The 13,755-nt window shown below is 61.5% G+C and carries 8 protein-coding genes; 4 read left to right on the forward strand and 4 right to left on the reverse strand.

The features are described from left to right. Positions 1-25: 25 nt before the first annotated feature. The 4 genes from ACSQ20_RS25835 to ACSQ20_RS25850 form a co-directional block, all read right to left on the reverse strand. Complete coding sequence (locus tag ACSQ20_RS25835) at positions 26-853, reverse strand: fatty acid desaturase (RefSeq protein WP_436025523.1); 828 nt, start codon at positions 851-853, stop codon at positions 26-28. A gap of 46 nt (positions 854-899) precedes the next feature. Further along, positions 900-4,565, reverse strand: coding sequence for an AMP-binding protein (locus ACSQ20_RS25840; RefSeq protein WP_436025525.1), 3,666 nt, complete (start codon positions 4,563-4,565; stop codon positions 900-902). Positions 4,566-4,678: 113 nt separating this feature from the next. Next, entirely contained in the window at positions 4,679-5,029 is a 351-nt protein-coding gene (locus ACSQ20_RS25845; protein ID WP_436025527.1) for a PaaI family thioesterase, read from the reverse strand. 380 nt (positions 5,030-5,409) lie between these two features. Beyond that, positions 5,410-6,414, reverse strand: coding sequence for a LysR family transcriptional regulator (locus ACSQ20_RS25850; protein ID WP_436025529.1), 1,005 nt, complete (start codon positions 6,412-6,414; stop codon positions 5,410-5,412). Between the two features lie 179 nt (positions 6,415-6,593). On the opposite strand from ACSQ20_RS25850, the gene ACSQ20_RS25855 reads away from it, so the two are divergent. The 4 genes from ACSQ20_RS25855 to ACSQ20_RS25870 are packed head-to-tail and all read left to right on the forward strand — an operon-like array spanning position 6,594 to position 13,510. Further along, positions 6,594-7,439: an alpha/beta hydrolase gene (locus ACSQ20_RS25855; protein WP_436025531.1), complete on the forward strand. Its 846-nt coding sequence runs from the start codon at positions 6,594-6,596 to the stop codon at positions 7,437-7,439. A 41-nt stretch (positions 7,440-7,480) separates the two neighbouring features. Further along, positions 7,481-8,704 carry an efflux RND transporter periplasmic adaptor subunit gene (locus ACSQ20_RS25860; protein ID WP_436025533.1) on the forward strand — a complete coding sequence of 408 codons (1,224 nt, stop codon included), beginning with the start codon at positions 7,481-7,483 and terminating at the stop codon, positions 8,702-8,704. 51 nt (positions 8,705-8,755) lie between these two features. After that, positions 8,756-11,977: an efflux RND transporter permease subunit gene (locus tag ACSQ20_RS25865; protein WP_436025535.1), complete on the forward strand. Its 3,222-nt coding sequence runs from the start codon at positions 8,756-8,758 to the stop codon at positions 11,975-11,977. A 15-nt stretch (positions 11,978-11,992) separates the two neighbouring features. Further along, a complete protein-coding gene (locus tag ACSQ20_RS25870; protein ID WP_436025537.1) occupies positions 11,993-13,510 on the forward strand; it encodes an efflux transporter outer membrane subunit in 1,518 nt (505 codons plus the stop codon). The last annotated feature ends 245 nt before the right edge of the window (positions 13,511-13,755 follow it).

Below are 13,755 nucleotides of genomic sequence, written 5' to 3' on the forward strand. Positions count from 1 at the left end.
AAAACGTTCGATACATTCGGTACGTTTAGCGAGGCTGGGGCCGGGCGCGCCTGTCTGCGCCCGAGAACTGGCTTCCCCACCGGTTGCCCTGCAATTGAGCGGGCATTCGATGTGCGAGTTCGGCATGAAAGGCGGGTAGCTCGCTCCAATGCAGCGCCTGGCGGATGTGATGCGCGGCGTGGTAACCGGCATTCCAGGTCAGCCAGTTATAGAGCTTGCCGGTGTTCGTACGCGACGCGGAGAAGTCATCGCCGATCGGCAAGCCGCTGTGATGCGCGTAGGCAGCGTACTTGAGCATGTAGAGCATCAACAGCATCGGAACGACGAAGACGATTAGCGCGGCAACCGGCTTGTAGGCGATCAGTGCGGCGAGCAGCAACACGCAGAGTACGGCATAGACAATGAACTTCGTGCGCAGCGCCAAGCGGCCGCGGCTGAGTGGGATGCACGACGGGTAGTGCCACAGCGCGGCTTTCAACGAAAACTCGTGGTGTCCCATCATCGAGCCATCGGCGCGGCGCCAATTGAGCGTGTCGAGTTCGGGTTCGAAGTAGTGTGCGTGATGGCCGACGATGTGATTGAGCGTGCTCGAAAACGGCGTCGTGCCGGTTTCGAAAAACATCATGATTTCGAGCAGACGGTTCGGGGCGGCGTCGACGAATGTCAGGCAATGGATGTGATTGTGGTTATAGCCGACCACCGATAGTCGCGCAGGCAATAGGAGAATGGAGAGGCCCATCATCAACCAGACGTTGTCGATGCCAAAATAGATGGCCAGCAATACGGCAAACAGCACGGCGATGAGCGCGGCCGGCCGCAGATCGATGGGATTCCGAAATATCTTGCTCAGCATGGTCGAGTTCCTCGTGTTCATCGTGTTCATTCAGTCATTCGTGCGATCAAGCAAGCCGGCTGTGGACGAAGTGCGCGAGCTCGCGTGTGTTGGGGTAGTTCCAAAAGACCGTCGGGTCGAGATCGACGCTAAAGCGTTCCGACAAGCTTTCGGCCAAGCTGCTCGAATCGATCGAGCTGAGCCCGAGCATCGCGAACTCGATGTCGAGGCCGGTTGCTTCACGCGCGATCGCGCAGCGCCGTGTAATCCAGTCGGTGATGAAATCGGCGATGTCAGCGGGTTGTGCGCTATGCACTGCGTTCGATCGCTGCGGTGTTCCGGGCGAAGCCACTGCGGCGGGCTCGGGCGGAGGCTCCTTTACCACGATGGCAAGCGGCTCGGGCGCGAGCCATGCATCGACGGCATGGTCGGGGTAGGGCGCCGCGCAATAATCGAGGCCTACCTGTGCGTCGACGCTGTGCGCGAACGCGCTGAGGGTATCGATTGACGCAGCTGACGAGCCGAGCCTGGTCGTGCGCTCGAATGTGTGCCGCGAGGCGGCGAGCCGTTCGTCGAGCCAGGTGCGCGATACCGATGGCACGGCGCAACCGGCCGCATAAAAAATCAACTCGCACACATGCGCACCCGCGGCGCTGGCGCGCAAGTTCATTACTTCCGAATCGCCGGACGCACGGTCATGTTGCGGTGGCTCGAATGCCTGATCGAAATGGTGCAGCAATGCGCTTGATTCATCGGGTGTCGCGAGACCGCTCAGATATGAGCGAATGACGTCGGGCATACGCTGCAGCGAGGTACCTAGAAAATGATGCAACGCCTCCGTTGGTCCTTCGAAGATGCGGAAGATGCGCGCATCGCGGAAGACTTGTGCAATCGGATTGCTCTCGATGTAACCGCGGCCGCCCATCATTTGCATCGTGGCATCGACGATTTTCCAAAGCCACTCGGTGGATAGGCACTTGCAAGCGGCGAGCACCTCCGGCGCGATGGCCAGGCCGGCATCGACGCGCGCGGCCGTGTCGGCAACGAGGCGCTCCAACGTGGCGATGCCGTACATCGCGTCGGTGAGCGTCGTTTGCGCATGCGGGTTGGCAATGAGCCGCCCGGTCGCGATCTCGCGACGCTCGGCGTAGCGAAGCATCATCCGGTAACAGCGTTTGGCAGCGCCGATACAGACAGCGGCTATCGCAAGGCGGCCGTAGCAGAGCGTGTCCTGTGCAATGCGCATGCCGTGATCGACATCGCCGAGCACTTGCTGTGCGGATGCCGGCACGTTCTCCAGCCATACAGTGTTCTGAATCATGCCGCGCATGCCCATCGTGAGCGCTTCGGGCCCGTGGCGCAGACCGGGGCTGTCCTGCGCGATGGCAAAGCCGGTGACGCCGGTCACGCGTCCTTGCGCGTCGAGCGTTTTGGCGAACACGTTGATGACACCGGCCCAGGCGGCCGAGCCGCTCCAATACTTCGTGCCGTTCAAACGGTAGCTGCCGTCGGCCATGCGTTGCGCTGTCGCGCTGATCGCGCCGGGGTTGGAGCCGGCACCGGGTTCCGTCAGTGCGAATGCACCAAGCTCGCGGCCGAGCGCGAGCGACCCGAGATGGCGGGCTTGCGTGTGCGTGCTGCCATGGAGCGCGATCGGGCGAATGCCCAGCGCGTTGTTGAGTCCGACGAAGAGCGCGATCGTCATGTCTTTCGCGCCGAGCGTTTCGAGTACGCGCAAGAAGTCTGTGGTTCGCAAGCCAAGGCCGCCCGCGGTGCGCGGCGCGATCATACCGAGCAGACCGCGATTGCCGAGATCGAGCACGACGTATGGCGGAATCGTCCGTCGCTCGTCGATCAGCAGTGAGTTCACGCGACGCGGAAAGTAGTCTTTGATCCAATCGATGATGGCGAGCGCTTCCGGTGCGGTCTTTGCCGCGGTCGCCTCATTGGCCCGCGCACCCTCCGCCCACGATGCGACAAAATTCAATTCGCCGTCGGTGAACCGGCGTGCAATCAACGAACGCTGTATCTTGCCGCTGCTCGTCTTCGCGATTTCACCGGGCTGCACGAGGCCAACGAAGGAGGGCGCAATGCCATGCACATCCCAAACCACGCGGCGAATCTGCTCGATCGTGGCTTCGAGTTCCGCAGGCGGGAGCTTCGTGCGGTCGAGACCTTGAACGATCGCGAGGCGTTCGTCCTGCATCGCGAATGCGGCGCTGCTGTGCGCGCGTAGCGGATCGCCGAGCGCTTCGGCCGTGGCTTCAATATCCTGAGGATAGTGGTTCACGCCGTTGATGATCACGAGCTCTTTGACGCGACCCGTGATATAGAGGCGGCCGTCGCGGCGAAAGCCCAAATCGCCGGTACGCAGGAACGGCCCCTTGCCGGTATCGGCGAGGTACGCGCGAAATGTCTCGGCCGTCTCGGCCGGCCGTTCCCAATATCCTCCCGCGATGCTCGAACCTTTGAGCCAGATTTCGCCAACGGTGCCGTCGGCACGCGCTTTCCATGTCGCAGCGTCGACGACGCATGCTTCGAGGTCGGCGGGCGGCACATGGACGCTTGCGACCTCAATGCGCGGCGCGTTAGCGCCGGCATCTGCATCGGTCGGGTCGTTCACCGGCACTGCTTGCCCGGCTGCAAGTGCGGCTCGCTCGAGCGTGAGCGCAGCGGTGCCGCCTTGCAGATGGGCGCCGGAAACGTACAGCGTCGCTTCGGCGAGGCCATAACATGGAAAGAACGCATCGGCGCGAAAACCGGCGCGCGAAAAGCGCTTGGTGAAACGTTCGAGCGTTGCCGGTCTGATCTGCTCCGAGCCATTGAATGCAGTACGCCAACTGCTCAAATCGAGCGTGTCGATCTCGGCGTCGGCGATCTTGTCGACGCATAGATCGTAGGCAAAGTTCGGTGCGCCGGAGATGGTGCCCGCATACTCGGAGATCGCGCGCAGCCAGTTGTCCGGCCTGCGCAAGAAGCTGAACGGCGACATCAGCACGGCGTGCGAGCCGAGACTGAGCGCCTGCAGGACGATGCCGATCAGCCCCATGTCGTGATGAAGCGGCAGCCAACTGATGTGAATCGAGCGTTCGTCGCTGCGCATCGCGCTCGCTTGTTGAGCGGCGTTATGAAGAATATTGGCGTGCGAGACCATGACGCCTTTCGGCTGGCCCGTGGAGCCCGACGTGTATTGCAAGAACGCAAGTCGTGCCGAGTCGAGTTCGCGAAACGGATCCGGCGCGTGGTGACGCGTTACCGATGGGTGCGCCGTTTGTGCTGTTTGCGCATCGACAACGATGATCGACACACGCTGCGAACCGAGCGCCGCGTCCAGTGCAGGGCCGATTAGTTCGGTGTCCTTACTATTTGCGAGCACCGCCTTCGGTTTGCAATTCGCGGCGACCGAGGCGAGCTTGTCCCAATCGCGGCGCGTCGAGGGCGAATACATCGGGACAGCGACCACGCCGGCTGCGAGGCAAGCGAGAAAGCTGACGACGTACTCGAGCCCGGAAGGCAACACGATCATGACGCGCTGGCCTTCGAGGTCCCGTGCAAGAAGGTCGGCCGCGCGCGCGGCCACGGCATCGTGCAGTTGCGCATACGTGAGGCTCGCATCGAGACTGCAGCGGTCCTTCAAAAACGTATAGGCTTGCGCGTCGGGCTTGAACGCACGCCAGTGGCGCAAGCGGTCGATGATGGTCCGGTGCGTATGGAGCGAGGAAATGTCGTTCATGCTTGCAATAAGTCGGTTGCGAAAACGCGTGGGTGGCGGCTCGCTGGTTCGGTCGGCGGAGGTATCTGCGGGATACGCGGTTGGATGCGCCAGCGGAGCGTGGATCTCGGGTCTCAGATCGGCAGTTCGCCCAGAACGATAAACGAGGCAGTGCCGGTCGCGACCAGTTCGCCATCGGCCGAATGGAGCGTCATCTCTGCGACGGCGAGCTTGCTGCCGCAGCGGACTACCCGCGCCGTCGCAACGAGATCGCGGGCACCCGCGGGCTGCAGCATTCGTACGTGCAAGTCGGACGTGACGACGTTTTTGGCGCACTGGGCGGCCACCGTGAACCATCCGGCGGTGTCGAGCAACGTCGCCAGTACGCCGCCATGCGTGTCGTTCATTCCATGGTCATAGTCGGGATCGCGGTGCCACGAGACGCGGGCATTGCTTTTATCGTCATAGCTCAACGTCATCCCCATCGTTTTCGCGATTGACGACGCTTTGAATCCGTTTTCTAAAAAAATTTGTGTGTTTTTCAAAGAATGCATAAATACCTCCCCCAATCTTCATAATTGAAGATTTGATGGGGGCCGATGCGGGAATGCGGCTTCCGGCTTTATCGGCTAATTAGGTTTCGAACCGAGGCGAAGCGCGCACGTCTCTTTGAGGTGGCACGATTCGATTTATTAGACAATGCGCGGAGAATATTGGGCAACTGCTAGAACTACTAGAAAATGGCGGGTATTCGCTACACGAACTACGTATCGGCCTGTGCAAAAGCCGCATGGCAGTGCGGCGGCCTTTAAAGGGCCGCCGCAATCGGGGAGAAGGGTAAAAAGGAATGGAAAGCGTGCAGGCCTTAAGCAACCCACTCCGACAGAACTGGCGTATCGAGCGGTGGCGCACTTTCGAGTTGCTCGAACGTTCGTTTGCTGCACGCCTTGTCCAAACTTTGACGGCCGCTCAACAGCGGGCAGCGGTCGAACACTTCCGCGATCCAGTCGACGAATACGCGCACTTTCGGTGACAAATGGCGGCTGTGCGGATAGACGGCAGAAATCGGCATCGGCAACGGCTTCCACTCGGGCAGCACCTCCTTGAGCGCGCCCGAGCGCAGATGCGGCAGGACCATGAATAGCGGCGCCTGAACGAGTCCGAAGCCTTCCAACGCACAGGTGACGTAGGCGTCAGCATCGTTGACGGAGATCGAGCCCTCCATTTTGATCTCGACTTCCTTGCCGTCCACGAGAAACGACCAGTTGATGATGCGACCGGTGCGGCTCGAAAAGTAGTTCACTGCCCTGTATTGGCTCAGTTCCTCGAGCGTATGCGGCACGCCAGTGTGCGCCAGATAATCGGGCGACGCGCAGGTGACGCCTTCGAAGAGCCCGATGCGGCGGGCGACGAGCGACGAATCCTGTAACGCGCCGACGCGAATCACGCAATCGACGCCTTCTTGCAGTAAATCGACCGGCCGGTCGGATAATCCGAGCTGCAGATCGATATCCGGATATCGCTCGCGGAATTCACAAAGAGCGGGAATGACGATCATGCGTCCAATCGAGCCCGGCATGTCGACGCGCAACTTGCCGTGCGGCTTCTTGCTGCCATTTTGCAGGCTGCTTTCCGTTTCGTCGACATCGGCTAGAATGCGCACGCACCGCTCGTAATAAGCGGCGCCGTCAGGGGTCAGGCTCAGGCGGCGCGTCGTTCGGTGCATCAAGCGCACGCCGAGGTAGCCTTCGAGGTTTTGAATGATTGTGGTGACCGAAGCACGCGGCAGATCGAGCGTTTCCGCGGCTTTAGTAAAGCTGTTCGTGTCGACCACGCGTATGAACACCTGCATGGCTTGAAGCCGATCCATCGTTGTTCTCCGGGGGAAAAGACACATCGCCGCCCTCGCGTCCTGCGTTGCTGTGCGAGTGCAATCAATTGTTCGGAAGCGGTGAATTGTGTTGCCGGATTATAGGCATTTATCGGAAATCCTGCCGAAGTCACAATTCGTCTCATTGTGAAAACTGCCGCGCTTTGCGCGTTCGATCCATGCGCACTACGTACTCTCGTAGCATTCCGGCCGGTGGCCCGTGTGCCGAGCCTTCGCTCGAGATTAGCGATATCCAGATTGCCGGCTACGAGCGCAATATCGGGTTGCGGCTTTATCGCCGTGCCGGTTCTCGCTCATTGCCCGTGATCCTTTATTTTCACGGCGGAGCGTTCGTACGCGGCTCGCTCGATGACGCGGATGTCGCCGCACGTCATTTCGCCGAGCATTTATCGGCATTGGTGATATCGGTGGATTATTCGCTTGCGCCGCAGTACCCATTTCCGGCGGCTCTTGAAGATGCCTACCGAGCTGCGCGCTGGGTTGATGCGGTTGGGCGAACCTATGGAGCGGGCGGCAAGAAACTGTTCGTGGTAGGGCATTGCGCGGGTGGTCATATCGCCAATGGCCTTGCCTTTGTCGCGCGCGATCGCGGCGACGTGCAAGTGGAAGCACAAGCGCTCTTTAGCCCCATGCTCGATCCGAGCATGACGTGTCTGGCTGACGAGCGGCGTGTAGCATCCGACATCAGTGCGCGCGATTGCGCGGCAAGTTACCGGGCCTATTTGCCGCAAGCCGCGCAGCGCATGCACCCGTATGCGGCACCGCTCGAATCGGCGCGGCTCGCCGGTTTGCCGCCGACGTTTATCGCGACGGCGCAAAACGATGTGCTGCACGTCGAGGCGGAACGGTATGCCGCGCGGCTGATCGGGGCCGGCGTGCCGACGCAGGTCGTCCGTTATCCGAGCGCCACACACGAACAGGTGGCCAATGAGCAGCAGGCGCTGCAAGACACGGTGCACTTTTTTCAAAGCCGTCTCGCGCCGCCCGCTGTCGCAATTCGCTAAGTCAAAACGTCATACAACAATCTACACACCGGAGCCTCATTATGTCCAAGCAGCGTTTTTCCCGTACCCGCATCGCCAGCGCGGCCGTTGCCGTCGTGGCGTTGGCTGGTATCGGCGCGTTTACTGCGATACGCGTCAATGCCAATGCCCCGGCTCAAGCTGCGCCGACGGCGCCGGAGGTCGATGTGGCCTCGGTTCTCAACAAGACTGTCACCGACTGGCAGGAATACTCGGGGCGTCTTGAGGCCGTCGACAAAGTGGACGTGCGGCCGCTCGTGTCCGGCACGATCGTCTCCGTCAATTTCAAGGACGGTTCGCTCGTGAAAAAGGGCGACGTGCTGTTCGTCATCGATCCGCGTCCCTATCAGGCTGAGGTCGACCGCGCGGCTGCGCAACTGGCGGCGGCGCAAGCACGCAGCGGCTATGCGCAAAGCGACTGGCAGCGCGCGCAGCGCCTGATCGAGGACAACGCGATCGCCAAGCGCGACTTCGACGAAAAGAAGAACGCCGCAGTCGAAGCCACGGCGAACGTGAAGGCGGCGCAAGCGGCGCTTGAAACCGCGCGCATCAATCTCGGCTATACGAAGATCACAGCGCCTGTTGCGGGCCGCGTCTCGCGCGCCGAGGTGACGCTCGGCAACGTCGTCTCCTCGGGTTCGAGCGCTCAGCCGCTGACGACGCTCGTGTCGGTCTCGCCGATTTACGCTTCGTTCGATGTCGATGAGCAGACCTACCTCAAGTACATCGGTCGCGCGCGCAACGGCGCGCGTGTGCCGGTCGAATTGGGGCTGGCCGACGAGCGCGGCTACTCACGCACGGGCGCCATTGCGTCGATCGATAACCGGCTCGATACCGGGTCGGGCACCATTCGCGTGCGCGCGCGGTTCGACAACCCCGAAGGCACGCTTGTGCCGGGGCTCTATGCGCGAATCAAGGTAGGCGGCGGCGCGCCGCATCGCGCGTTGCTGATCGATGAAGCGGCAATCGGGACGGATCAGGACAAGAAGTTCGTGCTAGCCGTCGACGCTCAGGGCCGCGTCGCATATCGGCCGGTGTCGCTCGGCGGGCTGCACGGCAACTTGCGTGTCATTACGGCCGGGCTTGCCGATGGCGATCGAATCGTCGTGCGCGGCGTGCAGCGTGTGCGTCCGGGCGAAACCGTGCGCCCGCACATGGTGGCGATGGGCAGCGGCGACGAGGGCGCGGGCGGCGACAACCAGACGGACGCCAACGCTTCCAACAAGAGCGATGCGTCGAATTCCTGAGCTGCCGAAACAGGGCATGCGAATGAAGCGCTCAATTAGACAGAACGCGATATGAACATTTCAAAATTCTTTATTGATCGGCCGATCTTTGCAGGGGTGCTATCGATCCTGATCTTGCTGGCAGGTGTGATTGCGCTCTTTCAACTGCCGATTTCCGAGTACCCGGAAGTCGTGCCGCCTTCGGTCATCGTGCACGCACAGTATCCGGGCGCGAATCCGAAAGTGATCGCCGAGACGGTGGCCTCGCCTCTCGAAGAGCAGATCAACGGTGTCGAGAACATGCTGTACATGCAGTCGCAGGCAAATAGCGACGGCAACATGACACTCACGATCACGTTCCGTCTTGGGACCGATCCCGACAAGGCGCAGCAGCTCGTGCAAAACCGTGTCTCGCAGGCCATGCCGCGTCTGCCCGACGACGTGCAGCGGCTCGGTGTAACGACGATCAAGTCTTCCCCGACGCTGACGATGGTCGTGCACTTGATCTCGCCGGATAACCGCTATGACATGACGTATCTGCGCAACTATGCGCTGCTCAACGTCAAAGACAGGTTGGAACGCATCGCCGGTGTCGGCCAGGTGCAGTTGTGGGGCGCGGGCGATTACGCCATGCGCGTGTGGCTCGATCCGCAAAAAGTGGCCGAGCACAACCTGACTGCAAATGATGTCGTGGCAGCCATTCGCGAACAAAACGTGCAGGTGGCGGCCGGTGTGATCGGCGGATCGCCTTCGGGAGCCGGTGTGCCGCTGCAGCTTTCCGTCAATGCGCGCGGGCGCTTGCAAACAGAAGAGCAGTTCGGCGCGATCGTCGTGAAATCGTCGCCTAACGGCGGCGTGACTTATTTGCGCGACGTGGCACGTGTGGAGCTGGCAGCGTCCGAGTATGGACTGCGCTCGCTGCTCGATAACAAGCCGGCTGTCGCGCTTGGTATCAACCAGCAGCCGGGTGCGAATTCGCTCGCGATCTCCGATCAGGTCCGCCGCGACATGGAAGATCTCAAGAAGGACTTCCCGGCAGGCGTGGACTACAGCATCGTCTACGACCCGACGCAGTTCGTGCGCTCGAGTATTGAAGCAGTCATTCATACCTTGCTCGAGGCGATTGCGCTCGTCGTTATCGTTGTGATCGTGTTCTTGCAGACCTGGCGTGCGTCGATCATCCCGCTCGTCGCCGTGCCGATTTCGATCGTCGGTACGTTCTCGCTGTTGCTGGCGTTCGGCTTCTCGATCAACGCGTTGTCACTGTTCGGTATGGTGCTGGCGATCGGTATCGTCGTCGACGATGCGATCGTCGTCGTCGAAAACGTCGAACGGAATATCGCGGAGGGGCTCAGTGCGCATGCCGCCACGGTACGTGCGATGCGAGAGGTGAGCGGGCCGATCATCGCGATTGCGTTGACGCTGGTGGCCGTGTTCGTGCCGCTCGCGTTCATGAGCGGCCTCACGGGCCAGTTCTACAAGCAGTTCGCGATGACGATCGCGATCTCGACGGTGATCTCGGCGTTCAACTCGCTCACGCTGTCGCCGGCACTGTGCGCGATTTTGTTGCGCAGCCACGACGCACCGGCGGATTTGCCGACCCGTGTGATGAACCGCATTTTCGGTGGATTCTTCCGGGGGTTCAACAAAGTCTTCAAGCGCGGCTCGACGGCGTATAGCAGCGGGGTCAAGAGCGTGCTCGGGCGCAAGTCGTTGATGCTCGGTATATATGTCGTGCTGGTCGTGGCGACCGTGCTCGTCACCCGCGCGGTGCCAGGCGGCTTCGTGCCGGCGCAGGACAAGGAGTACCTGATCGCGTTCGCGCAGTTGCCCAACGGTGCGACGCTGGACCGCACCGAGAAAGTGATGCGCGACATGGGCGACATCGTGGCGAAGCAGCCCGGTGTTCAGAGCGCGGTGGCATTCCCGGGGCTATCGGTAAACGGCTTCACGAACAGTTCGAGCGCAGGCATCGTGTTCGTGACGCTCAAGCCGTTCAAGGACCGTGGCTCGCGCAGCTTGTCCGCGGGGGCGATTGCCGGTGCGCTCAACCAGAAGTTCGGCGGTATCAAAGATGCTTTCGTTGCGGTGTTCCCGCCACCGCCGGTGCTCGGTCTCGGTACGCTCGGCGGGTTCAAGCTGCAGTTGGAGGACCGTGGTGCGCTGGGCTATACGCAACTCGACAAGGCAACGCAGGCGTTCATCAAACGCGCGCAACAGGCACCTGAACTCGGGCCGCTCTTCACCAGCTATCAGATCAACGTGCCGCAGCTCAATGTCGATCTCGATCGCGTGAAGGCGAAGCAGCTCGGCGTGCCTGTGACGGATGTCTTCAACACGATGCAGATTTATCTGGGCTCGCTCTATGTGAACGACTTCAACCGTTTCGGCCGTGTGTATCAAGTGCGCGTGCAAGCGGATGCACCGTTCCGTGCGCACGCCGACGACATCTTGCAGTTGAAGACGCGCACGGCATCGGGCGACATGGTGCCGCTCTCGTCGCTCGTGACGGTGTCGCCGACGTACGGCCCCGAAATGGTGGTTCGCTACAACGGCTATACGGCGGCCGACATCAACGGCGGTCCGGCACCGGGCTATTCATCGGGGCAAGCGCAGGCCACGATCGAGCGTATCGCGAAGGAAACGCTGCCGCGCGGCGTGAAATTCGAATGGACCGATCTGACCTATCAGCAAGTGTTGGCCGGCAATTCGGCGATCTGGGTATTCCCGATCAGTGTGCTGTTGGTGTTCCTCGTGTTGGCGGCGCTTTATGAAAGCCTCACGTTGCCGCTCGCGGTGATTCTGATTGTGCCGATGAGCGTGCTCTCCGCTTTGACTGGTGTGTGGCTCTTGCGTGGCGACAACAACATCTTCACGCAGATCGGGCTGATGGTGCTCGTCGGGCTCGCATCGAAGAATGCGATTCTGATCGTCGAGTTCGCGCGTGAGCTCGAGCACGATGGACGCACACCGCTGGCCGCGGCCATCGAGGCGAGCCGTCTTCGTCTGCGCCCGATTTTGATGACTTCGATTGCGTTCATCATGGGTGTGGTGCCGCTGGTGTTGTCGTCGGGGGCGGGCTCGGAGATGCGTCATGCGATGGGGATCGCCGTGTTCTTCGGAATGCTCGGTGTCACGTTGTTCGGCCTGATGTTGACGCCCGTGTTCTATGTCGTGCTGCGTACGTTGGCGGGCGGCAAATTGCATGTGGCCGGTAAGGACAGCCACGATGGCACGGAGGGCAGGGACGGTTCCAAGTCCAACGTGCGCGAACTGTCCTCCACCGATGCATGAGGCTTGGGAGAAAAAATGAAACGATTTGAAAAAACCCATGGTGCAACGGGCATCGCCGTGCGCGCGCTGGCAGGCAGCGTTTTGATCGCGCTCGTGGCGGCATGCTCGCTCGAGCCGACTTACAAGCGGCCCGATATGAACATCCCGACCGCATTCAAGGAAACGGGGCAGCCCGAAGCGGCGAGTACGACCGGGACGTGGAAAGAGGCACAGCCGTCGGAAGCGGTGTCGCGTGGCGAATGGTGGAAAGTGTTCGGTGATGACACGCTCGACAAGCTCGAGACCGAAGCGCTTGCTGCGAATCAGGACCTGCAGGCCGCTGCGGCACGCGTGCGGCAATCGCGTGCGGCGCTCGATTCGGCGCGTTCGGCATGGTTCCCCGAGCTCAATGCCGGTTTTGGACCGACACGCGAGCGTTCGTCGCCGGCCTCGCGGGGGTTGCCGCAAAACGCGAACGTGTCGCCGATCACACTGTGGCGCGCACAGGCGAGCGCGTCTTACGAGGCTGATCTGTTCGGTCGCGTGAGCTCGAACGTATCGGCTGCGCGTTCCGATTCGCAACAAAGCGAGGCGCTGTTTCGCTCGGTGCAGCTCGCGTTGCAAGCCGACGTGGCAGCGGCTTACTTCTCGTTGCGCGAGCTCGATGCCGAGCGCGCGCTTTATCAGCAGACCGTCGCGTTGCGCGAGGAGGGCGTGAAGCTCGTCAAGCGTCGCTTCGACGAGGGCGAGGTGAGCGAGCTCGATTTGTCGCAAGCCAACAACTCGCTGGCTACCGCGCGCGCCGAAGCGGTGGGTGTCGAGCGGCAGCGCGCGGCGGCTGAGCACAGCTTGGCGATCTTGCTGGGCAAGACGCCCGCGGAGTTCTCGTTTGCTCAGCAGCCGCTTGCGCCGGTGACGACGCGCGTGCCGCCCGGTTTGCCTTCCGCGTTGCTCGAGCGTCGCCCCGATATCGCGGCGGCCGAACGCGCGATGGCGGCAGCGAATGCACGGGTCGGGCTCGCGAAGTCGGCGTTTTTTCCGAAGCTCGACATTACGGGCGCGTTCGGATTCGAATCGGCTGGTTTGGGCGAGCTTTTCATGTGGTCGAGCCGCACGTTCCTGCTCGGGCCGTTCGTCGGCACGGCGCTGACGATGCCGCTGTTCGACGGGGGCCGCCGTAAGGCACAGCTTGCACAGGCGCGTGCGCAGTATGACGAGGACGTTGCGCTGTATCGATCGCAGGTGCTGTCGGCGTTTCGGGAAGTGGAGGACAACCTCGCCGATCTGAGGCTGCTCGACGATCAGATTCGCGCGCAGGGCGATGCTGTGAATTCGGCTCAGCGCGCGGCGCACTTGTCGCAAACGCAGTATCGCGAAGGCCAGGTCAGCTATCTGGACGTGCTCGACAGCGAGCGTTCGGTGTTGCTCGCGCAGCGTCAGGCGAGCCAACTCTCCGGTGCGCAGGCAGTCGCTACCGTCAATCTCATTCGCGCGCTCGGCGGCGGATGGGGCGATGCGAAGCCGGCGGGCACGGATCAGGTGGCCAAGCGGTAGTCGCAGCTTTTAGCGAAAGCGTTGGTGTTGGAATTCGTCGCTCTTGCCTTTGCGGGCAGAGCGGCGTTTTCTATTGGGTGGTTGCGTTCTGATTCGGAGATGGTTCGCAGTACTCAACGTCTTTAACTTTCGGCACACAGTTCAGCATTTCAAATCAAATTGGGTTTGCGTTTCGCTCCGTTCTTAGAAGCTGTTCGGCCGCGCGCGGCCCGCTTCGCATTCGGCGAACGTGATGCGATGGCCAC

Origin of the sequence: Trinickia sp. LjRoot230 (genome assembly GCF_964253315.1) — a bacterium.
Lineage (GTDB): Bacteria > Pseudomonadota > Gammaproteobacteria > Burkholderiales > Burkholderiaceae > Trinickia.